Genomic DNA, 22,122 nt, shown 5'->3' with positions numbered 1-22,122 from the left:
GAAGAGCCGGCCCATGGCCTGCGACCTCTGGCTCGTCCCGCTGGTGGACGTACTGAGCCACAGCCCCGACAACCCGTTCCGGGACGACCTCGCGCTCTACAACCGGGTACTGGCCGGCAACGGCCTGCCCGAGATGCCGGTCTACCGGTACGTGCCCGGGCTCAGCGGGGCGGTCGAGCCGATAGCCGCCTTCGACTACGACTCGCTGCACTTCCTGCGCCGGGCCTACCTGCTGGGCCTCACCGGCCTGGACATCACACCGGTGGACGCGCTGGGCGGGGACTACGAGCAGCTGCTGGAGATGTTCGAGAGCAGCGCCGAGCAGTCGCACCTGGTCTGGCACTTCGACCACGCCGGCGCCTATGTGCCGATCGAGTTCGCCGCCCCGCTGGTGGAGGAGTCGCTGCTGGCCTCGGGCGGGCCGCTCGGCTCCAGCCACGGGCTGCTGCGCGAGCTCCAGGCCGTGGCCCCGGCGCTGGGCATCGACCTCCTCGACCCGCCCGCGCCGACCAGGCCGCTCGGTCCGACCGGCCTGGAGCAGCCGTTCGGCCCGCCGCTGGACGACCTGCACCCGTTCGCCCGCGAGCGGCACGCCTGGGCGGGCCTGTACGCGGCGGCGACCCGGAGCCTGCACCAGGGCTCGATGGTCGTCTTCGCCTGAGCCGCCGGGCGTCGGCCACCGGCGACCGGCCGACCCACGGTCGGCCGACCCGCCGCCCACCGCCCGCCGATCCGCCGCCCCCTGCCCGCCGACGGCCGGCCGGCGCCCTCCCGCGCCCGGACGCCCGCCCCCGCTACCGCAGCGGGCCCTCCGGCGGCCGCTGGCGCGGCATGGTGGGCCTGGCCCCCGGCGGCGGCAGCACCCGGACCTGGGCCCCGACGCCCGGCTCGGTACGCCCGCCCCAGCTGCCGGAGGCCTGGGTGGGCAGCCGGGTCATCCCGGCCCGGAACTCGAGCATCCACTCCGAGGTCTCGGTGCGGACCATGTCCGAGACGTCCTCGCAGAAGCGCCGCAGCACCCCGAGGCACCGCTCGGCGGCCTCGCCCGCCGTCCCCTCGGTGGGGCCGAGCACCTCCCGGACGCACTCCGAGGCCCAGTCGAACTGGAAGGCCTCCAGCCGCCGCTGCAGCGCCTGCGCGGTGGAGACGTCGCGCATCCAGCCGGAGGTCAGCCCGAACGCCCGGTCCGCGCCGTAGCAGGCGCCGGCCAGCGCCAGCCCGACGTAGCCCCACTCGGTGGCGTGGGCGACCGTCCCGGTGAGGTCGACCAGCGGGGCGGTGACCCCGCCGACCGCGAAGCCGGTGGTGCCGAAGCGCAGCAGCCTGGCCCAGCGGCGCTTCCAGATCCGGTCCCGGCGGTACCAGTCGATCGCCTCGACCGCCCGCTCCTCGGACCAGCGGTACAGCTCCTCCAGCCGCTCGGCGGGCTCGCCCCAGTCCCCGAGCGGGAACTGGCGGGCACTCAGGTCGGACCGGCGGCGGGTCGACGCGCGGTGCGCGAGGGTCGCGGCGGGCGGGTCCTCCTCGCCGATCTCCTTGCCCCAGGCACTCTCCTCGGGCTGCATTTCCGGCTGGCTCACCTGTGGGGCTCCCTTGGCGGGCGGACGGCTGGTCTGGCTGGTCCCGACTCTGCGCGGACTGACGTGTCGTCGGCCTGACGGCCGGTGAAACGCCGGACAACGCGCCGAACACGCCGCCGTTCCGGGGCGGGTGCGGGCGTCCCGGGGCGGCACCGCCGACGGCCGCCGGCGGTGGTCCAACAGCACTTCTTACCGCCAAATGGCTGACCATGGGGGCGCTTCACCAATGATCGTTATCGGATTCGGCCACCGGATCCCGAGGTGGGAGGGTTGCGGCGGTCGGCGGGATTTCACCCGTCCGAGGGAGCCGCCGGTGACCCGCTGTCCTGACCCGGGCACCGCGGCGCGACTCCGGCACCCCGGGACTGGACGATCCTCCGAGGCCGTGCGTGTACCCGACCCCCTCGATCGTCTCTTCCTACGGGACCGGAGAGCGGCCGGAACCGGCCACCGACTACCCTTGCCCAGCGTGAAGGTCCTCGTCATCGGCGGCGGCGCCCGCGAACACGCCCTGTGCCGCTCTCTGTCCCAAGATCCCGCCGTGACCGAGCTGCACTGTGCCCCGGGCAACGCCGGGATCGCGCAGGTGGCGACGGTCCACCCGGTCGACCAGCTCGACGGCGCGCAGGTCACCGCGCTCGCCGGGCGGCTCGGCGCCGAACTGGTCGTGGTCGGCCCGGAGGCCCCGCTGGTCGCGGGCGTCGCCGACGCCGTGCGCGCGGCCGGCGTCCCGGTGTTCGGCCCGTCCGCGGAGGCCGCCCTGCTGGAGGGCTCCAAGGCCTTCGCCAAGGACGTGATGGCCGGCGCCGGTGTGCCCACCGCCCGCTCCTACCTCTGCACCACCGCCGCCGAGGCGGCCGAGGCCCTGGACGCCTTCGGCGCGCCCTACGTGGTCAAGGACGACGGCCTGGCCGCCGGCAAGGGCGTCGTGGTCACCTCCGACCGCGCCGAGGCGCTGGCCCACGCCGAGGCCTGCCTGGCGGCGGGTCCCGGACGTCCGGGCGGCGGGAGGGTGGTGATCGAGGAGTACCTGGACGGCCCCGAGGTCTCGCTCTTCGCGATCACCGACGGCACCACCGTCCTCCCGCTCCAGCCCGCCCAGGACTTCAAGCGCGCCCTGGACGGCGACCAGGGTCCCAACACCGGCGGCATGGGTGCCTACTCGCCGCTGCCCTGGGCCCCCGAGGGCCTGGTCGAGGACGTCCTGGCGACCGTGCTGCAGCCGACCGTGGACGAGCTGCGCCGCCGCGGCACCCCGTTCTCCGGCCTGCTCTACGCCGGTCTGGCGCTGACCTCGCGCGGCACCCGGGTGATCGAGTTCAACGCCCGCTTCGGCGACCCGGAGACCCAGGTCGTGCTGGCCCGGCTGCGCACCCCGCTGGCGGGCGTGCTGCACGCCTCGGCCACCGGGACCCTGGACGAGCTGGAGCCGCTGCGCTGGGACGAGGGCGCCGCGGTCACCGTGGTGATCGCCGCCGAGGGCTACCCGGCCGCGCCGCGCACCGGCGACCCGATCGAGGGCCTGGCCGAGGCGGAGTCCGCCGACGGCACCGCCTACGTGCTGCACGCCGGGACGAAGGCGGACGGCGAGGGCCGGGTGCTGAGCGCCGGGGGCCGGGTGCTGTCCGTCACCGCGACCGGCGCGGACCTGGTCGAGGCGCGCGAGCGGGCGTACCGGTCGGTCGGGCTGATCTCACTGGCCGGCGGCCAGCACCGCGGGGACATCGCCCTGAAGGCCGCGCAGTAGCGGCCGCCCGCCCCCGTTCCGTCCCCGGGCCCCCGGCACGCCTCCGCGCGCCGGGGGCCCGGGCGTTCCGGGCCGTGCCCGCCTCGCCAGGGCCGTCGGCGCGGCCCCCGTGGGCACGTCCGGTCCGAGCCCCGGCACCCTCCTCGCGCACCGGGACAACCCCCATGGACGCAGCGCGCCCCGGTGTTTCCGGGCCGGGTGGGACGGGAGCGGCGCCCGGTGCCGCCACACCGTTCGGTCCCCGGAATCCAGCCCATCGAGTGACAGCGACCGCATCCGGCTGACGTAACCCGCTGCCCGGCCTTATGGTGCGCTGGACCACGGCACCACAGGTCGGGCGGCTTCCGGCCGCCGCCGGGTGAGGGCGGTCGTGCGGGGGGATGCTGGACGGCGTCCGGCCGGACCGGACCCGCCGGGCGCTTCCCGGGGGCGGCCGTCCGGTTTTCGGGCGGTGTCACCGGGACGAGTGGAAACCGGGCCGATCCGGAACACCCACCCGGACCCGGGCGTCGAAAATGTCGGAAGCGCCACGCAGCATGTACTACCGGGGCTCGGACACCACCGTTTCCCGGTCGGAACTGATCGTTTCGAATCGGCTCAGGGCCCCGTCACGGGTGTCCCGGGGCTCCGAAGGGGGTGCCGCACCGTATGGCCGCTGTCGACACCGCGCGCGCTCACGCCCAGGCGGTCCTGCGGATCCGGGGTCTCGCCCTGGCCGCCGCCGCGCTGCCCGCCGCCACCGCGGTGGTGCTGCTCGCCGGCCGGTTCACCGGGCGGATCGGTGCCCCCGGCTCCCCCGACGGGGTGGGCTGGGACATCGCCCGCTGGACGGTCTGCGCGGTGGCCGCGCTGACCCTCCTGGTGGCCGGGCTGGCCGCCCGCGCCTACCGCCGGGCCGTTCCGCCGCAGACCCCGGCCGTGCCGCTGGACCGCGCCCAGGCCCCCGAGCTGTACCGGCTGATCGACGAACTCGCGGACCGGCTGGAGGTCCCCGCGCCGTCCGCCGTGGCGCTCACCCCGGACTGCGACAGCTGGCTCGAGGACGTGCCCGCGCCGGGGCCCCGCCGCTCCCGGGCGGCCGGCCACGAACCGACCGCCCCGGTGCTGGTCGTCGGCTCGCCGTTCCTCTGGTGGATGCGCGCCGGTGAGCTGCGGGCCCTGCTCGCCCCGGTGGTGGCCGGCACCGCGGCCGCCGCGGACCCGGAGATCGCCGCCGCCCGGCACTTCCTGCGCGCCCTGGACGCCAGCCTGGACGCGGGTCCCGCCGACGGACCGGCCGGCCTCCCCGGGGGCTGCGCACCGCGCCCGCCCCGCCGGGGCCCGGTCGCCCTGACCGACCGCCTCACCGACCGGATCACCCGCCGGCTGCTGGGCGCCTGCCGCGAGCACGCCGCCGAGCTGGAGCGCTCCGTCGCCGGCTGGGCCTCCGAGCAGGCCCGCGGCGTCGACTACGGCCTGCGGATCGCGGCCCAGGAGCAGGTCGGCCTCGCCTACGCGGGCTGGGACCGGCTGCTCACCCGGGTCGCGCTGCCCGCCTGGCGGCTCGGCCGGCACCCGGCGCACCTGAACGCCGGAGTGGTGGCCGCGCTCACCGAGCTGTCCCGGCGCGACCGGCTGGCCGACGGCTACAGCAGCCGGCTCGGCGACCGCCCGGCCTGCGACCTGCTGGAGGAGCCCGGCGAGGTGGACGCCGCGGTCTCCCGGCTCGCCGCCGAACTGTTCTTCGGGGCGCCCGCCTCCGGCGCCTGGCGCGAGCTGGAGTGGGTCGACTACCCGGCCGAGGTGGTGGACGCCGGCTGGCGGGCCCGCGCCGCCGCCCTGCAGTCCGCGCTGGACCTGCTCGCCCCGCAGGCCCGCCCCGGGGCCCCGACCCTGACCCGGTTGCTGGGCCGGCTGGCCGACGGCGACGGCGAGCGGCTGGCCGCCGCGCTCGCCGCCCAGCTGGCCCGCGCCACCACGCCCGCGCCGCTGCTCGAACCGGTCCGCTCCGGGCGGGACGTCCTGGTCGACCACGTCACCGCGATGGTCTGCTGCGCCGCCGTGGACACCGCGGGCGCCGTCCCCGGGCTCGACTGGCTGGACGGCCCGGTGCTGCTGCTCGGCGGGGTCCGCCGCACCGACCTGGCCGAGCCGGTCGCCCAGGCCGTCGAACAGGGCCAGGACGGGCCGTTGCGGGCCTGGCTGGACGCCGCGGACGTCCGGCTGGAGAAGCCGGTCCGGCTCTGACCCCGCCCCGGCCGGCGGCTCGGGGGCGTGAGCCCCGGTGGTGAGCGCCCCCGGCCGGACCGGCAGCCCCGGGTCTTCGCAGGCCGGAGGCCGTCCTTCCGACGGCCCGGAAGATTCCCGCCACTAGTTGCTACCGTGGGGTGACGCAGCGCCAGCACGGTGTGGTGTATTAGACCGCACGCACATCCGGGAGGCACGTGCCAACCGGCGAAGGTGCACCTGGGAGGGGCGCGCGTGGGGACCGAACTCAACCGCCGCTGGGAGTCCGGGACGCACGCGCACAGCGTCTCCGACCCCTTCGGCCAGGGCCCGCTGCCCTGGCTGCGCAGCCCGGACCAGTACGTCGCCGGTGCCGAGGGCGCCGAGGTGCCCTGGTACGTCTCGGTGGACGCGCCCGGGCAGCGCCCGCTGTCCGCCGGGGTGCGGGGCAGACCGGCGGTCGGCAGCCCGCTCGGCGCCAACGACGAGGAACAGCAGATCAAGGGCTTCGCCTCGGCCGGGGTGGTCCGCCCCGGCGGCTCGGTGGACCTGCGGGTCACCGTCAACCCGCCCCGCGAGTTCACCGTCGACGTCTTCCGGATCGGCCACTACGCGGGCGACGGCGCCCACCACATGACGTCCAGTCCGCTGATCGCCGGCATGTCCCAGCCGGCCCCGATGGTGGTCGGCCGGACCGTCTCCTGCCACCACTGGTGGCACACCTGGCGGCTGCAGGTCCCGCAGCACTGGCGGCCCGGCGCCTACGTCGCCGTGCTCACCACCGCCGACATGCTGCACCGCAGCCACATCCCTTTCACGGTACGGGACTTCGAGGACCAGAACCGCTCCGCCGAGCTGCTGCTGGTGCTGCCCGACGTGACCTGGCAGGCGTACAACCTCTTCCCCGAGGACGGCCGCAGCGGCGCCAGCCTCTACCACGCCTGGGACGGCGGCCGGCTGGTCGGCGAGCCCGAGGCGGCCGTCACCGTCTCCTTCGACCGGCCGCACGCCACGGCCGGGCTGCCGCTGCACGTCGGCCACGCCTACGACTTCATCCGCTGGGCCGAGCGCTACGGCTACGACCTCTCCTACGCCACCGCCACCGACCTGCACGCCGGCCTGGTCGACGCCTCCCGGCACCGGGCGCTGGTCTTCCCCGGCCACGACGAGTACTGGTCCGAGCCGATGCGACGCGCCGCCGAGCGGGCCCGGGACGGCGGCACCTCGCTGGTCTTCCTCTCCGCCAACACCATGTACTGGCGGGTCGAGCTGAGCCCGGGCCCCTCCGGCGAGCCCAACCGGATGCTCAACTGCCGCAAGCGCCAGAAGGTCGGCCCGGGCAGCCCCGCGGCCGGGGTGCCCGGCGCCGCCAGCGCGCTGTGGCGCGACGCGGGCGAGCCCGAGCAGCACCTGCTCGGGCTGCAGTACTCCGGCCGGGTCGCCGCACCCGTCCCGCTGGTCGCCCGGCACACCGCGCACTGGCTCTGGGACGGCACCGGCGTCCAGGAGGGCGAGGAACTGCCCGGGCTGGTGGCCGGCGAGGCGGACCGCTACTACCCCAAGGTCGCGCTGCCCGAGCACAGCGAGCGGGTGCTGCTCGCGCACTCCCCGTACCGGGACCTGGCCGGCCGCGTCCGGCACCAGGAGACCTCGCTCTACCGGGCGCCGAGCGGCGCGTACGTCTTCGCCTCCGGCACCTTCGCCTGGTCGCCCGCGCTGGACCGCCCGGGGCTCACGGACGAGCGGATCCAGCGGGCCACCGCGAACCTGCTGGACCGGCTCTGCAAGAACGGCTGACCGCCGCGGTCCGGGTCCGGCCCCCGGGCCGGGCCGGTGGCCATGACAGACTCGACCCCAGTGACCTCCCCTTTCGCGCCCCACGCCCGCGAACGACCCCTGAGGACTGAGACGATCTTGAGCGGATTTGTCACCAAGCCCGAGCCGGTCCAGGTGCCCGGCCTGGTCCACCTGCACACCGGCAAGGTGCGCGACCTGTACCGCGCCGAGTCGGGCGAGCTGGTGATGGTCGCCAGCGACCGCACCTCGGCCTACGACTGGGTGCTGCCCAACGAGATCCCGGACAAGGGCCGCATCCTCACCCAGCTCTCGCTGTGGTGGTTCGAGCGGATCGCCGACATCGTGCCCAACCACGTGGTCTCCACCGAGGTCCCGGCCGGAGCCCCGGCCGACTGGAAGGGCCGCACCCTGGTCTGCCGCAGCCTGGACATGGTGCCGGTCGAGTGCGTCGCCCGCGGCTACCTGGCCGGCTCCGGCCTGGAGGAGTACCGGGTCTCCCGCACCGTCTGCGGCGTCGCGCTGCCCGAGGGCCTGGAGGACGGGTCCGAGCTGCCCGCCCCGATCTACACCCCCGCCCTGAAGGCCGAGGTCGGCGAGCACGACGAGAACGTCCCCTACGAGGAGACCGCCCGCCGGGTCGGCGCCGAGCTGGCCGACCAGCTCCGCCGGACCACCCTGGACGTCTACTCCCGGGCCCGGGACATCGCCCGTGACCGGGGCATCCTGCTGGCCGACACCAAGTTCGAGTTCGGCCTGCTGGACGGCGAGCTGGTGATCGGCGACGAGGTGCTCACCCCGGACTCCTCGCGCTTCTGGCCGGCCGACGAGTGGGAGCCGGGCCACCCCCAGCCCTCCTTCGACAAGCAGATCGTCCGCGACTGGCTGACCTCCCCGGCCTCCGGCTGGGACCGGAAGAGCGAGCAGCCGCCGCCGGAGCTGCCGGCCGAGGTGGTCGAGCGGGTGCGTGCCAAGTACGTCGAGGCGTACGAGCGGATCACCGGCCTGACCTGGGCCTGACCTGGGCCTGAGCCCCGGCCCGACCCGGGCGGCCCGGCCGGCCCGGGGCCGGGCCGCCCGCGGGTCGGCGGTCAGATCCAGCCGTGCTCGCGGGCGATCCGCACCGCCGCGTGCCGGTTCTCCGCGCCCAGCTTGGCGACGGCCGAGGACAGGTAGTTGCGCACGGTGCCCTGGGAGAGCGAGGCGCGTTCCGCGATCCCGGCGATCGAGGTGCCGTCGGCGGCCAGTTCCAGCACATCGGTCTCGCGCGGGGTCAGCGGTGTCTCCCCGGCGGAGATCGCGTCCGCCGCGAGCTCCGGGTCGACGTACCGGCCGCCGGCCCGGACGGTCCGGATGATCCCGGCCAGGTCCGCCGCGGAGACGGTCTTCGGCAGGAACCCCCGGACGCCGACCTCCAGCGCCCGCTTCAGGTAGCCGGGGCGGCCGTGGCCGGTGACGATCATGCAGCGGCAGTCCGGCAGCAGCGCGCGCAGCCGGGTGGCCACCTCGATGCCGTCCAGGCCGGGCATCTGGAGGTCCAGCACCGCGATGTCCGGCCGGTGCGCCTCGGCCATCGCCAGCGCCTCCGGTCCGGAGGCCGCCTGCGCGACCACGGCGATGTCCTCCTCCAGGGAGAGCAGCGCGGCGAGCGCGCCGCGGATCAGGTGCTCGTCGTCGGCGAGCAGGACGCGGACGGGCGCGGGGTCGGTCATCGGCGGGCCTTCCGTACGGCGGGGGTCAGAGCGGGACGCTGGCGAGCAGCCGGAAGTGTCCCGGCCCGGCGTCCGGGACGGTCAGTTCGCCGTTGTGGGCGGCGAGCCGTTCCCGCAGGCCGCTCAGGCCGGTACCGCCGCCCTGGGAGGGCAGCGGTACGGCCGGCACCCCGTCATTCTCCAGCTCCAGCAGGGCCCGGCCGCCCTCGTGGCGGAGCCTGATCGAGCAGTGGCCCGCCTCGCTGTGCCGGAGCACGTTGGTGGTGGCCTCGCGGATCACCCAGCCGAGCACCGACTGGACCGCCTCCGGCAGTTGCTCGGCGTGCTCGCCGAGGTCGATCTCGCAGGCCACGTCGGCCGAGCGGAGCACCGCGCGGGCGCCGACCGCCTCCGCGTGCAGGGCCGCCGTGCGGTAGCCGCGGACCACGTCGCGGACCTCGCGCTGGGACTCCTGGGCGATCTGCTGCACCTCGGCCATCTGCTCGGCGGCCTCCGGGCGGCCGCGCCGGGCCAGCTGGACGGCCAGCTCGCTCTTGAGCGCGATGGTGGTGAGGTTGCGGCCCATCACGTCGTGCAGGTCGCGGGAGAACCGCAGCCGCTCCTCGGCGACGGCCAGCCGGGCCTGCGCCTCGCGGGCGGTGTCCAGCTCCTGGACCACCGACTGGAGCCAGGCGAAGCTGCGGCAGCTGCAGCCGATGAAGACCATCACCAGGCCGCTGCCGACCAGGATCCCGGCGGTGGTGCCGGGCTCGGCGCCGACCAGCAGCATCGCGGGAGCGACGGCCAGCAGCGCCGCGGCGCCGGCGAGCGCCGCCCGGCGCGGCGGCAGTCCGACCGAGGCCGGGCCGAAGGAGGAGAACAGCATGGTGCTGACGATCGGGAGGGTGAAGACCACCTGCTCCCCGCCGGGGACCGGGTCGACCCGCGGGCCGAGCAGCAGCAGCACCCAGGCGCCGGCCACCGCGACGCCGCCGGTGAGGGCGAGCCAGCGCAGGTGGTCGGTGGGCCGCTTGAGGTAGTGGTCCAGCGAGGTGCGGTAGGCACGCAGGGTGACCAGGGTGAGGGCGAGGCCGAGCACCAGGGCGACCCTGGACGCGGGCTCGGCGCCGGAGTCCGGGTCGGCCGAGTTGATCAGCACGGTGACCGGCAGCGGAGCCAGCGCCATCAGGTAGAGCGACCAGCGGAGGTAGAGCTCGGAGCGCTGGGGCTTGGAACGGCCCCGCCATGCGCGCACCGGATTCACGACATCCATTTCTTCCGCTCCCCGTTCCGTCATGATCGTGCTGCGGCCTTCTTATCAGAGGTCGAACGGGGAGCGGGCCTTCGGATCCGTACCGGGCGGACTGGTGCTCAGCGGCGCGGCTCCCAACGGAAGTACCGGACGGCGCCCCAGACCGCGAGGGCGAGCCAGACGCTCCCGGTGACGAGGTGCGGAGCGGCGGCGGCCCAGCTGCCGGCGAACCCGGTCGGGGCCTCGGAGCCGTCGGTGCCGAACCAGCCGACCCGGACCAGCTGGAAGGCCGGGGTGGTGGGCAGCAGGCGGCAGATGTCGGCCACGCGCTCGGGCATGACCTCCAGCGGGACGAACAGCCCGGAGCCGAACTGGGTGAGCAGCAGGACCGGCATGGTGGTGATGCCGGCGCTCTCCACGGTCCGGGTGAAGGCGCTGGAGACGGCGGCCAGCGCCATCAGGGTCGCGACGACCAGGGCCAGGCCGGCCACCAGCAGCAGCGGGTTGACCGGTGCGGTGAGGTGCAGGGCGGAGGCGCCGACGACACCGATCACCGTGCACATCAGCAGGGCCAGACCGACCGAGGGGACGGCGGTGCCGACCATGATCTCGATGTCCCGGGCCTCCCCGGTGCGCAGCCGCTTGAGCACCAGCTCGCCGCGGCGGGCCACGTAGGCGGCGGTCAGGTTGTAGTAGACGACGAAGGCCAGCACCATGCCGACCGCGCCGTTGACCAGCAGCGAGTCGACGTCCAGGCCGGGGCTGTCCTTGGCCTGCTGGTCGAGCACGTTCTTGAGCCCGCCGATCAGCAGCACCGGCAGCAGGACGGCGGTGAACAGGGCGGTCCGGTTGCGGAGCAGCAGCACTCCCTCGGCCCGGCCGAGGGCGAGCAGCCGGCGGACGACGGTGCTCCGCGGGCCCGCGGCGGAGGAGCGGGCGCGCTGCGGACCGGCGGTGGTGGTGGCGGTGGTCATCGGGCGAGTCCGATCAGCTTGCGGCGGGCGGGGGGAGCGGCGGGGGTGTCGGCCGGGGGCCGGTGGCCCGCCTCGGAGGCGATGGCCAGGAAGGCCTCCTCCAGGGAGGCGCTGCGGGCGTCGAGGGCGCCGAGCGCGATCCCGTGCCGGTCGGCCCAGCCGAGCAGCTCGGTCAGGGTGGCCTGCAGGGCGGGCGTCTTGACGGTGACCTTCCGGCCGTCGACGGTGACGGTGGCGCCGGCCAGCGGCGGGAGGGAGGTGCCGGTGAAGGCGGGCAGTTCGAAGCCGATCCGGGACGGGCGTCCGGCGATCACCTCGGCCACCGTGCCGGCCGCGACGATCTGCCCGCCGTGCATGATCGCCAGCCGGTCGGCGAGTTCCTCGGCCTCCTCGAGGTAGTGCGTGGTGAGCAGCACCGTGGTGCCCTCGGCGCGCAGCTCGCGGACCAGCTGCCAGACGGCGGCGCGGGCCTCGGGGTCGAGGCCGGTGCTCGGCTCGTCCAGGAACAGCACCTCGGGCCGTCCGAGCAGCGCCATCGCCAGGTCGAGACGGCGGCGCTCGCCGCCGGAGAGCTGCTTGACCCGGACCCCGCGGCGGTGGCCGAGGCCGACCAGCTCCAGCGCCTCGTCCAGGGGACGGGCGTGGCTGGTGATGCCGGCCCAGGCCCGGCCGGTCTCGGCGACGGTGAGGTCGCCGGGGAAGCCGCCCTCCTGGAGCATGATGCCGATCCGGGGGCGGACGGCGGCCCGCTCCCGGTGCGGGTCGTGCCCGAGCACCCGGACCCGGCCCCCGGTCGGGGCGGCGAGGCCCTCGACGAGTTCCATGGTGGACGTCTTGCCGGCCCCGTTGGTGCCCAGCAGGGCGAACAGCTCGCCGCGGCCGACGGTCAGATCGACGCCGCGGACCGCGTGGTAGCGGTCACTGCCGGTGCCGTAGTGGCGGTGCAGGTCGGTGACCTCGATCACGTGGTCGCCGGCGGCGTGGGACTGGCTCGTTTCCATGTCCCAAGCCTTCCGCCGGCGGGGCCGCGCGGGCAGTGCGCGGTCTCACCGGAACCCGGTGCGGATCCACGGGTGGGCGGTGACAAATGTCATGGGTGCCTCCGGGATTCCGCCCGGAGCGGGAAACGCCGAAGGGCCCTCTCTTCCGAGAGGGCCCTTCGTACTGGAGCGGACGACGAGATTCGAACTCGCGACCCTCACCTTGGCAAGGTGATGCTCTACCAACTGAGCCACGTCCGCAGGATGGAACTATTGAGTTGTGCTCGCTACTGCGAGCGGACGACGAGATTCGAACTCGCGACCCTCACCTTGGCAAGGTGATGCTCTACCAACTGAGCCACGTCCGCCTGGTGCCTGGGGCACCCGCCGCCTCTCCGGATCTCTCCGTTGCGGCGACGAGGAATACTCTACAGCATCTTTCGGGGTGGTCGCCCCACCCTTCTGCCGAGGGCGGGACGACCGGTGCCGGGGCGGTCAGTTCGCCTCGGCGAAGGCCTCGTAGACGTGCTTCGGGATGCGGCCGCGGGCGGGCAGCTCCATGCCGCGGGACTGGGCCCAGGCGCGCACGGCGGCCGGGTCGGGGGTGAGGGCGGTGCGGCGGAAGGACTTTCCGGTACGGCTCTGGCGGCGGCCGGCCGCGACGAACGGGGCGAGGGCCTCCCGCAGCTTTTCCGCGTTGTCCACGGACAAATCGATCTCGTACGACTTCCCGTCGACGCCGAAGTGGACGGTTTCTGCGGCCGCGCCGCCGTCCAGGTCGTCGGAGAGCGTGACAACTACACGCTGAGCCATGGGTGTCAATCCTCTCGGGCAATTCGGCCGACAAGGACGCGGGTGCGCCCCGGGGCCTGATGTGCACCCTTCGCGCAAGCGCATACGGGCAGGCCGGATGGCCGTGCCGGATACGCAGCACTCGCCGCGGCAGGTGGCCCTATTCTGCACCCGAAGCGGGGAGAAATCGAAGAGTCCGGCTTTCTTTTCCGGATATTCACGTGTCTTCGCCGGGTGCCGGATACCGGTGCACTCGACTGGCCGATCTGTCCGGAGTGCCGGTATTCGGGTGCTCTTCGGTGGTTCTCGCGGGGGCTCCGGAATCCGGCGAAAAGGGGCACCCGGCGGGGGGTGGCGGGCAGGTGGAGCCCTTGTGGCGTAAGGGTCGTCGGTCTACGCGCGTCACCGTCCCCGGCCAGCAAACACGCCCGAAACCCCCGGTAGTCTGGAGTTCCCCCGCCTCACGAAGACACCACCGGGAGTGCCAGTGGCACGCGTCGTAGTCGACGTCATGCTCAAGCCGGAGATCCTCGACCCCCAGGGACAGGCGGTGCAGCGCGCGCTGCCCCGTCTCGGATTCACCGGGATCTCCGACGTCCGCCAGGGCAAGCGTTTCGAGCTGGAGCTGGAGGGCCCGGTCGACGACGCCGCGCTCGCCCGTATCCGCGAAGCCGCCGAGACCTTTCTCGCCAACACCGTGATCGAGGACTTCACCGTCCGCGTCGAGGAGGACGGCAAGTGACCACCCGCGTCGGCGTCGTCACTTTCCCCGGCTCCCTCGACGACCGCGACGCCCGGCGCGCGGTCCGCCTGGCCGGCGCCGAGCCGGTCGCCCTCTGGCACCGTGACAAGGATCTCCACCAGGTCGACGCCGTCGTCCTGCCGGGCGGATTCAGTTACGGCGACTATCTGCGCTGCGGTGCGATCTCCCGGTTCTCGCCGGTGATGGAGACCGTCATCGAGCAGGCCCGGCAGGGAATGCCCGTTCTCGGTATCTGCAACGGCTTCCAGGTGCTGTGCGAATCCCACCTGCTGCCCGGCGCGCTCACCCGCAACGACTCGCTGCACTTCGTCTGCCGCGACCAGAAGCTGCGGATCGAGAACAACGGCACCGCCTGGACCGGGGATTACACCCCCGGGCAGGAAATCGTCGTGCCGCTGAAGAACGGCGAGGGCCGCTTCGTCGCCGACGAGCGGGTCCTGGACGAGCTGGAGGCCGAGGGCCGGGTGGTCGCCCGCTACCTCGACGTCAACCCCAACGGTTCGTACCGTGACATCGCCGGCATCACCAACGCCGCCGGCAATGTCGTCGGTCTGATGCCGCACCCCGAGCACGCCGTGGAGCCGCTCACCGGTCCCACCACCGAGGGCCTGGGCTTCTTCACCTCCGTCCTGAAGCAGCTGGTGAACGCCTGATGAGCCTCGACACCGTCAAGAACGCCGAGCAGACCCCGGACGCCGCCCAGCCCTGGGCCGAGCTCGGCCTCAAGCAGGACGAGTACGCCCGGATCCGGGAGATTCTCGGCCGCCGCCCGACCGGCGCGGAACTCGCCATGTACTCGGTCATGTGGTCGGAGCACTGTTCGTACAAGAGCTCCAAGGTCCACCTGAAGCAGTTCGGCGACAAGAAGCCCGAGACCGACGCCATGCTCGTCGGCATCGGCGAGAACGCCGGTGTGGTCGACGTCGGCCAGGGTTACGCGGTCACCTTCAAGGTCGAGTCGCACAACCACCCGTCGTACATCGAGCCCTACCAGGGCGCGGCCACCGGCATCGGCGGCATCGTCCGCGACATCCTGGCGATGGGCGCCCGCCCGGTCGCCGTGATGGACCCGCTGCGGTTCGGCGCGGCCGACCACCCGGACACCCGGCGCGTGCTGCCCGGGATCGTCGCGGGCATCGGTGGCTACGGCAACTGCCTGGGCCTGCCGAACATCGGCGGCGAGGTCGTCTTCGACTCCTGCTACCAGGGCAACCCGCTGGTCAACGCGCTGTGCGTGGGTGTCATGAAGCACGAGGACATCCACCTCGCGCAGGCCTCCGGTGCCGGCAACAAGGTCGTCCTGTACGGCGCCCGCACCGGTGGCGACGGCATCGGCGGCGTCTCGGTGCTCGCCTCCGAGACCTTCGACGACACCAAGCCGGCCAAGCGTCCGGCGGTCCAGGTCGGCGACCCGTTCCAGGAGAAGCTCCTGATCGAGTGCACCCTGGAGATCTTCCGGGAGAAGCTGGTCAAGGGCATCCAGGACCTCGGCGGCGCCGGGCTGTCCTGCGCCACCTCCGAGCTGGCCTCGGCCGGTTCCGGCGGCATGCGGATCGACCTCGACACGGTGCACCTGCGCGACCACACGCTCTCGCCCGAGGAGATCCTCATGAGCGAGTCGCAGGAGCGCATGTGCGCGATCGTCGAGCCGGACAAGATCGACCGCTTCCTCGAGATCTGCGAGAAGTGGGACGTCATCGCCAACGTCATCGGTGAGGTCACCGACGGCGAGCGGCTGGAGATCTTCTGGCACGGCGAGCTCGTGGTGGACGTGCCGCCGCGCACCGTCGCCCACGAGGGCCCGACCTACCAGCGCCCGTACGCCCGCCCGAGCTGGCAGGACGCGCTGCAGGGCGACGCCCCGACGGCCGAGCGGCTGGCCCGCCCGACCACCGGCGAGGGCCTCAAGGCGGACCTGCTGAAGCTCGCCTCGCACCCGAACCAGGCCTCCAAGTCCTGGATCACGGACCAGTACGACCGGTACGTGCTCGGCAACACCGTGCTCTCGCACGGCGAGGACTCGGGCATGATCCGGATCGACGACGAGACCAACCTCGGCGTCTCGGTCGCCACCGACGGCAACGGCCGCTACACCAAGCTGGACCCGTACACCGGCGCCCAGCTGGCCCTCGCCGAGGCGTACCGCAACGTCGCGGCCGGCGGTGCCAAGCCGCTCGCGGTCTCGGACTGCCTCAACTTCGGTTCCCCCGAGGACCCAGACGTGATGTGGCAGTTCGCCGAGGCCACCCGCGGCCTCGCCGACGCCTGCCTGACCCTGGGCACCCCGGTGACCGGCGGCAACGTCTCGCTGTACAACCAGACCGGCGAGGTCGCCATCCACCCGACCCCCGTGGTCGCGGTGCTCGGCGTCATCGACGACGTCACCCGCCGCACCCCGATGGCGTTCGCCGAGGAGGGGCAGCTGCTCTACCTGCTCGGTGACACCGAGGACGAGCTCGGCGGCTCGGCCTGGTCGCAGGCGGTCCACGACCACCTGGGCGGCCTGCCGCCCAAGGTCGACCTGGAGCGCGAGCGGCTGCTCGCCGAGATCCTGATCGCCGGCTCCCGGGACGGCATGGTCGACGCCGCGCACGACCTCTCCGACGGCGGCCTGGGCCAGGCGCTGGTGGAGAGCTGCCTCAAGGGCGGCCGGGGTGCCCGGATCGTGGTGCCCGAGGGCATGGACCCGTTCGTGTTCCTGTTCTCCGAGTCGGCCGGCCGCGCCGTCGTGGCCGTGCCGCGCAGCGAGGAGCTCCGGTTCAACGACATGTGCACCGCGCGGGGCCTGCCGGCCGTCCGCATCGGTGTGGTGGACGGCGACTCCCTGGACGTCCAGGGGCAGTTCACCGTTCCGCTGACGGAGCTGAAGGACGCCCACACCGGCGTCATCGAGGCCCTGCTGGCCTGATCGGCGACGCTGCCGCCCGAGGGGCGGACGGTCCTTCCAGGACCGTCCGCCCCTCGGCGTATGTTGGGCCCCATGCCTGCCAAGTCCCGTACCTACCGGCCCGAGAAGGTGCGCGCCGCGCTCGCCGGGCAGATCGACGCGCTGAACGAGGCCGTGCGGCTGCTCTGCGCCCGTCCGGACGCCGGGGAGCTGCTCGACCGGCCGACCCGGCTGGGGGAGTGGCGGGTGCGCGAGCTGATCGCGCACCTGGCCGTCCAGATCGACTGGGTGCCGGCGCACGTCGAGGACCCGCCGGAGGGGCGGCCGCCGCTGGACCTGCTGCGGTGGGTCGAGCGGGTCGGCACGGTCGCCCCGCTGCTCGACGAGCAGGCCCGGGCGCGGGCGGCGGACCCGGCGGGCGGGTTCGGGGGCGGGCCGGCGGCGGTGGCGGCGGCCTTCCAGGAGGCCGTGGCGGGGCTCGCCGCGGTCCTGGCCGGGACCGACTACCAGGACCCGGCCCGGCGGTTCGAGATCCGGCTCGGCTCGATGCTGCTCACCGACATGTGGGTGACCCGGCTGGTGGAGACGGTCGTGCACGCCGACGACCTGGCCGATGCGCTCGGGACCGCGGACTTCCCGCACGACAAGCAGGCCGTCGCCGCCGTCACCCGGCTGCTCGCCGACGCCTTCGCCGACCGGGCGCCCGGCGGCGCGGTCGAGCTGCGGGTGCCGCCGTACGCGGTGGTGCAGGCCGTCGAGGGGCCGCGGCACACCCGGGGCACGCCGCCCAACGTGGTCGAGACCGACCCGCTGACCTGGATCCGGCTGGCCACCGGCCGCGTCGGCTGGGCGGACGCGGTGGCCGCCGCCACGGTCTCGGCGAGTGGTGAGCGCAGCGACCTGGGGGCGTACCTGCCGGTGCTGGCCTGACCCGGGACCCGCGGGGCCCCCGGAGGCCCCAGGGCCCTGAAGGACGGCCGGGCCCGGGGGAGAGCGGGTCTCAGGGGACGGCCGGACCGCCCAGGTAGCCGCCGTCGGCGCTGTACGGCCAGGCGTTGGCGGTACAGCCCTTGAGCCCGTAGATCTGCTGCATCATCGCGGGTGCCGGCTTCCCGGGGCCGGGGCAGCCCTCGTGGCCGTGGCCGATCCGGTGGCCGACCTCGTGGTTGATCACCAGCGCCCGGTACTCGTCGATCGGACCGTCGAACTGGGGCGAGCCGATGGTCCAGCGCTTGACGTTGACCACCACCTGGTTGCCGACGTTGCAGTTCACCTCGCCGTGGGTGTCCAGCCCGGCCGCGCCGCAGATCCGGTCCACGGTGGCGGGGGAGGCGATCTTCACGGTGAAGTCGTAGGCACCGGTGGAGACCAGCTGGAAGCCGTTCCGGCGGTCGTTGGTCCAGCCGCGCTTGTCGGCCAGGATGCCCTGGATCCGGGCGGCGGAGGCCGCCGGGTCGATGCCGATGCCGTCCTCGACCTCGACCCGGTAGCGGCGGACGGTGCCCCGGCCGACCGGGTCGGCGGAGCCCTGGGCGACGGTGAAGGTGCCGGCGCCCTTGGCCGCCGGGGTCTCCGGGCCCGTCGGCTGCGGGGTGGCGGCGGGCGCGGGCGGAGCGGCGGGGGCGGCCGGTGCCGGAGCCGCGGCCGCCGGGGGCCCGGACTGCGGGGCCGGGGGCACCGCGGTGGTGGGCACGGCCGGGGCGGTGGCGGTGCCGTCCGGCGGGGCGACCCTGGCCCGGGTGGTCCGGTCGGCGCCGGGCAGCGTGCCGGGGCGGTTCAGGACGAACAGGGTGCCGCCGAGGATCAGCACCGAGGCGAGCAGCGCGGTGAGCATGCCGGGCCCGATCCGGCGCCGGGGCGGCCGACGGCGACGGGAGCCCGCCCCGCCGCGGGGCCGGCCGCCGGATCCGCCCGCGCGGCGCGCGGGGCGCCGCCCGGGGTGTGCGGCGGTACGGGGACGGCGGACGGGACTGCTCGCGGGCACGCTGGGGCTTTCTGTCGACCCGTGGGGCCGCGAAACCTCGAACTGACGTGCGCGCCCCCCTGGCCCGCCCACCCTGGCATGGCGGACCGGTGAATGTCCACGTACGGGGTATGCACAGAACGGACAAAAACCGCCCCCGGTGCCCTGTCGGGCACCGGGGGCGGCGGGTTCGCGGGCGGACCGGGGCACGGCCGTCCGGGTGTCAGCCCAGGGTCGAGGCGGCGGTCGGCGAGCTGTCCCGGAGGAACTGCGCGCAGCGCTCCGCCTCCTCCTTCTCCTCGATCGCGGCGGCGGCCCGGCCGAGCGCGTGCAGCGCCCGCAGGAAGCCGCGGTTCGGCTCGTGCTCCCACGGCACCGGGCCGTGGCCCTTCCAGCCGCTGCGGCGCAGCGCGTCCAGGCCGCGGTGGTAGCCGGTACGGGCGTAGGCGTAGGACTCCACGACCCGGCCGGCCGCGAAGGCGTCGTCGGCGAGCTGGGCCCAAGCCAACGAGGAGGTCGGGAACTTCGCCGCCACCTCGGCCGGGGAGGCGCCGCCGGCCATCAGCTCCAGCGGGCCGGGCTCGGCGGGCAGGTGCGTCGGGGCGGGACCCCCGAGGAGGTTCTCGTGAATGCTCATGCCCCCCAGTGAACCACCGGGGGGCATGGACGCAGGACCACTGGGGGCGGGGGCCCCTACTTCAGGCGGTTGCCCGCCGAACGCAGCTGCTGGGCGGCCTCGAGCACCCGGGCGGCCATGCCGGCCTCGGCCAGCTTGCCCCAGGTGCGGGGGTCGTAGGTGTTCTTCTTGCCGACCTCGCCGTCGACCTTCAGCACACCGTCGTAGTTCGCGAACATGTGGCCCGCGACGGGGCGGGTGAACGCGTACTGGGTGTCGGTGTCCAGGTTCATCTTCACGACGCCGTTCTCCAGCGCGGTGGCGATCTCCTCGGTGGTCGAGCCGGAGCCGCCGTGGAAGACGAAGTCGAACGGGTCGTTCTTGCCGTACTGCTTGCCGATCGCGTCCTGGAGCTCGCGCAGCAGCTCCGGCTTCAGCACGACGTTGCCCGGCTTGTAGACGCCGTGCACGTTGCCGAACGAGGCGGCCAGCAGGTAGCGGCCCTTCTCGCCCAGGCCCAGGGCCTCGGCGGTGCGGACGGCGTCGTTGACGGTGGTGTACAGCTCGTCGTTGATCTCGTGGGTGACGCCGTCCTCCTCGCCACCGGTCGGGGTGATCTCGACCTCGAGGATGATCCTGGCGGCGGCGGCCTGGGCGAGCAGCTCCTCGGCGATGGCCAGGTTGTCGCTCAGGGTCTCGGCGGAGCCGTCCCACATGTGCGACTGGAACAGCGGGTTCTGGCCCTTGGCCACGCGCTCGGCGGAGACCGCCAGCAGCGGGCGGACGTAGCCGTCCAGCTTGTCCTTCGGGCAGTGGTCGGTGTGCAGCGCGACGGTGATGTCGTACTTGGCGGCGACGATGTGCGCGAACTCGGCGAGCGCGACGGCGCCGGTCACCATGTCCTTGTTGTGCTGGCCGCCCAGGAACTCCGCGCCGCCGGTCGAGATCTGGATGATGCCGTCGCTCTCGGCCTCGGCGAAGCCGCGCAGCGCGGCGTGCAGGGTCTGCGAGGAGGTCACGTTGATCGCCGGGTAGGCGAACTTGCCCGCCTTGGCCCGGTCCAGCATCTCGTTGTAGATCTCGGGAGTTGCGATGGGCATGCGAATCCGCTCCTGTCGGTGTGCGGCGTACGGACGGTGCTGTCCGACGCTGTGTACGCCTGGTGACGACTCCGGGGTACCGGGGCCGGTGCGCGGCTCTGCGTGCGGCTTGACCGGTACCGAGGTCAGAGGCAGCGGCCGCGGAGCGGCGATGAGGGTGTTCGCCACCGCGGCCGGTCGCCGGTGCCATCCTCCCAGAATGCCCACCGCCTCCACCATGCGGCCCGCCAGTCGGGACGGCCGCCCCCGGCGGCCCGCCGTTCCCGGGGCCGCGCCCCCGGTACGGCGGTGACGTGCGACGAAAGGATGAGCACCCACCGACCCCCTGGGGCGAGGCCCGGACGAAGACGGGCCCGCTATCCTGCGGCCGTGGACTACAACCAGCTGGCCGTCAATCTGCTCGACGCCAAATCACTGATCTCGTCCCTCGGTGCGATCGGGCTGATCGCGATCATCTTCGCGGAGACCGGCCTGCTGGTCGGGTTCTTCTTCCCGGGTGACTCGCTGCTCATCATCGCGGGTGTCGCCGCCTCGAGTGCCGCCTCGTCGGTCCTCGGCGAGGGCCACCGGCTGCCGATCGCGACCCTGCTGATCGGGGCGCCCATCGCGGCGATCGCCGGAGCCCAGCTCGGGCACCAGATCGGGGTGAAGGTCGGACCGAAGATGTTCGACAAGCCCGAATCGAAGATCTTCAAGCGCGAGTACGTGCAGAAGGCCGAGGAGTACTTCAACCGCTTCGGCCCCGGCAAGGCCGTCGTGCTCGCCCGCTTCATGCCGATCGTCCGGACCTTCCTGAACCCGGTCGCGGGCACCCTGGAGATGCCGGCCAGGACCTTCTTCCTGTGGAACGTCGTCGGCGGCGTGCTGTGGACCGAGTCGATGCTGCTGATCGGCTACTTCTTCGGTGACGCGCTCGCCCCGGTGATCGACAAGTACCTGATCCCGGCCGTGCTGCTGATCGTGCTGCTCTCGATCTCGCCGATGCTGGTCGAGGTGCTCCGCGAGCGCCGCAAGAAGAAGGCCGCCGGTCCCGAGACCGAGAACGCCGACGCCGTCCAGGCCGGCGGCGGCCGGCACCGGCGCGGCTGAGCCGTCCACCGAGGACGTTTTCCACCGAGGACGTTTCCACCGAGCACAACGGCCGGGGCCCGGTGCTGTTTCACGTGAAACAGCACCGGGCCCCGGCCGTTCGGTCGGGCGGGTGTCGGGGCTCAGAGGCCCAGGTCGTCCAGGGTGTACGCGGTGACGTAGGGCAGGCCCTCGGCCTCGACCGCGGCGGCGCCGCCGCGCTCGACGATCACCGCGACGCCGACCACCTCGGCGCCCGCCTCGCGCAGGGCCTCGACGGCGGTCAGCACCGAGCCGCCGGTGGTGGAGGTGTCCTCGACGGCCAGCACCCGGCGGCCCTTGACCTCCGGGCCCTCGATCCGGCGCTGCAGGCCGTGCGCCTTGCCGGCCTTGCGGACCACGAAGGCGTCCAGCTCACGGCCGCGCGCGGCGGCGGCGTGCAGCATCGAGGCGGCGACCGGGTCGGCGCCCAGGGTCAGCCCGCCCACGGCGTCGTACTCCAGGTGCGCGGTCGCGTCCAGCATCACCCGGCCGACCAGCGGAGCGGCCTGGCCGTCCAGCGTGATCCGGCGCAGGTCGACGTAGTAGTCGGCCTCCTTGCCGGAGGAAAGGGTGACCTTGCCGTGGACGACGGCCTTGTTCTTGATCTGTGCCAGCAGGGCGTCGCGGTCGTTGCTCATGGACGTCCAGTCTAGGGCCTGCCTCCGGGG

At 73.9% G+C, this 22,122-nt stretch carries 20 protein-coding genes and 2 tRNA genes; 10 read left to right on the top strand and 12 right to left on the bottom strand.

Annotation, left to right across the window (positions count from 1 at the left end):
• Positions 1-13: 13 nt before the first annotated feature.
• A complete protein-coding gene (locus BLU95_RS19520) occupies positions 14-661 on the top strand; it encodes a putative DNA-mimic protein (protein ID WP_093861165.1) in 648 nt (215 codons plus the stop codon).
• 133 nt (positions 662-794) lie between these two features.
• Here the strand turns inward: BLU95_RS19520 and BLU95_RS19515 are convergent, their stop codons facing one another.
• Complete coding sequence (locus BLU95_RS19515) at positions 795-1,580, bottom strand: SLATT domain-containing protein (RefSeq protein ID WP_400752275.1); 786 nt, start codon at positions 1,578-1,580, stop codon at positions 795-797.
• Positions 1,581-2,049: 469 nt separating this feature from the next.
• On the opposite strand from BLU95_RS19515, the gene purD reads away from it, so the two are divergent.
• The 4 genes from purD to BLU95_RS19495 all read left to right on the top strand — a co-directional run bounded on the left by purD (position 2,050) and on the right by BLU95_RS19495 (position 8,346).
• On the top strand, positions 2,050-3,327 hold the full coding sequence (purD, locus tag BLU95_RS19510; RefSeq protein ID WP_093861163.1) for a phosphoribosylamine--glycine ligase: 1,278 nt from the start codon (positions 2,050-2,052) through the stop codon (positions 3,325-3,327).
• Between the two features lie 648 nt (positions 3,328-3,975).
• The gene (locus tag BLU95_RS19505; protein ID WP_093861162.1) at positions 3,976-5,553 is read left to right on the top strand and encodes a M48 family metalloprotease; all 1,578 of its coding nucleotides are present in this window, start codon (positions 3,976-3,978) and stop codon (positions 5,551-5,553) included.
• 234 nt (positions 5,554-5,787) lie between these two features.
• Entirely contained in the window at positions 5,788-7,329 is a 1,542-nt protein-coding gene (locus BLU95_RS19500; protein ID WP_093861161.1) for a N,N-dimethylformamidase beta subunit family domain-containing protein, read from the top strand.
• A 117-nt stretch (positions 7,330-7,446) separates the two neighbouring features.
• A complete protein-coding gene (locus BLU95_RS19495) occupies positions 7,447-8,346 on the top strand; it encodes a phosphoribosylaminoimidazolesuccinocarboxamide synthase (protein WP_093861160.1) in 900 nt (299 codons plus the stop codon).
• 71 nt (positions 8,347-8,417) lie between these two features.
• Here the strand turns inward: BLU95_RS19495 and BLU95_RS19490 are convergent, their stop codons facing one another.
• The 7 genes from BLU95_RS19490 to BLU95_RS19460 form a co-directional block, all read right to left on the bottom strand.
• Complete coding sequence (locus tag BLU95_RS19490) at positions 8,418-9,038, bottom strand: response regulator transcription factor (RefSeq protein WP_030392485.1); 621 nt, start codon at positions 9,036-9,038, stop codon at positions 8,418-8,420.
• A gap of 25 nt (positions 9,039-9,063) precedes the next feature.
• Entirely contained in the window at positions 9,064-10,290 is a 1,227-nt protein-coding gene (locus BLU95_RS19485; RefSeq protein WP_093861159.1) for a sensor histidine kinase, read from the bottom strand.
• Positions 10,291-10,388: 98 nt separating this feature from the next.
• Positions 10,389-11,243, bottom strand: a complete 855-nt coding sequence (locus BLU95_RS19480; RefSeq protein ID WP_093861158.1) for an ABC transporter permease — start codon at positions 11,241-11,243, stop codon at positions 10,389-10,391.
• A complete protein-coding gene (locus BLU95_RS19475; protein ID WP_093861157.1) occupies positions 11,240-12,244 on the bottom strand; it encodes an ABC transporter ATP-binding protein in 1,005 nt (334 codons plus the stop codon). Before BLU95_RS19475 ends, BLU95_RS19480 begins: the two co-directional genes overlap by 4 nt.
• 164 nt (positions 12,245-12,408) lie before the next feature.
• Positions 12,409-12,484: transfer RNA gene (locus tag BLU95_RS19470), tRNA-Gly, on the bottom strand.
• A 34-nt stretch (positions 12,485-12,518) separates the two neighbouring features.
• Positions 12,519-12,591: transfer RNA gene (locus BLU95_RS19465), tRNA-Gly, on the bottom strand.
• 127 nt (positions 12,592-12,718) lie between these two features.
• Positions 12,719-13,036 (bottom strand): histone-like nucleoid-structuring protein Lsr2, encoded by a 318-nt coding sequence (locus BLU95_RS19460; RefSeq protein WP_030304494.1) that lies wholly within the window; start codon positions 13,034-13,036, stop codon positions 12,719-12,721.
• 460 nt (positions 13,037-13,496) lie between these two features.
• Between BLU95_RS19460 and purS the strand changes: the two genes are divergently transcribed.
• From purS to BLU95_RS19440, 4 genes are all read left to right on the top strand, one after another.
• Positions 13,497-13,757: a phosphoribosylformylglycinamidine synthase subunit PurS gene (gene purS / locus BLU95_RS19455; protein WP_078879748.1), complete on the top strand. Its 261-nt coding sequence runs from the start codon at positions 13,497-13,499 to the stop codon at positions 13,755-13,757.
• Entirely contained in the window at positions 13,754-14,431 is a 678-nt protein-coding gene (gene purQ, locus BLU95_RS19450; RefSeq protein WP_093861156.1) for a phosphoribosylformylglycinamidine synthase subunit PurQ, read from the top strand. Before purS ends, purQ begins: the two co-directional genes overlap by 4 nt.
• Positions 14,431-16,686, top strand: coding sequence for a phosphoribosylformylglycinamidine synthase subunit PurL (gene purL, locus BLU95_RS19445; protein ID WP_093861155.1), 2,256 nt, complete (start codon positions 14,431-14,433; stop codon positions 16,684-16,686). Before purQ ends, purL begins: the two co-directional genes overlap by 1 nt.
• 72 nt (positions 16,687-16,758) lie before the next feature.
• A complete protein-coding gene (locus BLU95_RS19440) occupies positions 16,759-17,595 on the top strand; it encodes a sterol carrier family protein (protein WP_093861154.1) in 837 nt (278 codons plus the stop codon).
• A gap of 70 nt (positions 17,596-17,665) precedes the next feature.
• Here the strand turns inward: BLU95_RS19440 and BLU95_RS19435 are convergent, their stop codons facing one another.
• The 3 genes from BLU95_RS19435 to fbaA all read right to left on the bottom strand — a co-directional run bounded on the left by BLU95_RS19435 (position 17,666) and on the right by fbaA (position 20,563).
• The gene (locus tag BLU95_RS19435) at positions 17,666-18,499 is read right to left on the bottom strand and encodes a DUF3152 domain-containing protein (protein WP_093861153.1); all 834 of its coding nucleotides are present in this window, start codon (positions 18,497-18,499) and stop codon (positions 17,666-17,668) included.
• 352 nt (positions 18,500-18,851) lie between these two features.
• Positions 18,852-19,265 carry a DUF3151 domain-containing protein gene (locus BLU95_RS19430; RefSeq protein WP_093861152.1) on the bottom strand — a complete coding sequence of 138 codons (414 nt, stop codon included), beginning with the start codon at positions 19,263-19,265 and terminating at the stop codon, positions 18,852-18,854.
• A 56-nt stretch (positions 19,266-19,321) separates the two neighbouring features.
• Positions 19,322-20,563: a class II fructose-bisphosphate aldolase gene (fbaA, locus tag BLU95_RS19425; RefSeq protein ID WP_286158640.1), complete on the bottom strand. Its 1,242-nt coding sequence runs from the start codon at positions 20,561-20,563 to the stop codon at positions 19,322-19,324.
• 150 nt (positions 20,564-20,713) lie between these two features.
• On the opposite strand from fbaA, the gene BLU95_RS19420 reads away from it, so the two are divergent.
• On the top strand, positions 20,714-21,433 hold the full coding sequence (locus BLU95_RS19420; RefSeq protein WP_197698774.1) for a DedA family protein: 720 nt from the start codon (positions 20,714-20,716) through the stop codon (positions 21,431-21,433).
• A gap of 122 nt (positions 21,434-21,555) precedes the next feature.
• On the opposite strand, the gene pyrE is transcribed toward BLU95_RS19420, so the two are convergent.
• Positions 21,556-22,092 (bottom strand): orotate phosphoribosyltransferase, encoded by a 537-nt coding sequence (gene pyrE / locus BLU95_RS19415; protein ID WP_093861149.1) that lies wholly within the window; start codon positions 22,090-22,092, stop codon positions 21,556-21,558.
• Positions 22,093-22,122: the final 30 nt, after the last annotated feature.

Origin of the sequence: Streptomyces sp. TLI_053, from assembly GCF_900105395.1 — a bacterium.
Taxonomy (GTDB): Bacteria; Actinomycetota; Actinomycetes; order Streptomycetales; family Streptomycetaceae; genus Kitasatospora.
Note: the sequence above shows the minus strand (reverse complement) of the source record. Positions and strands in the feature narration are given on the sequence as shown.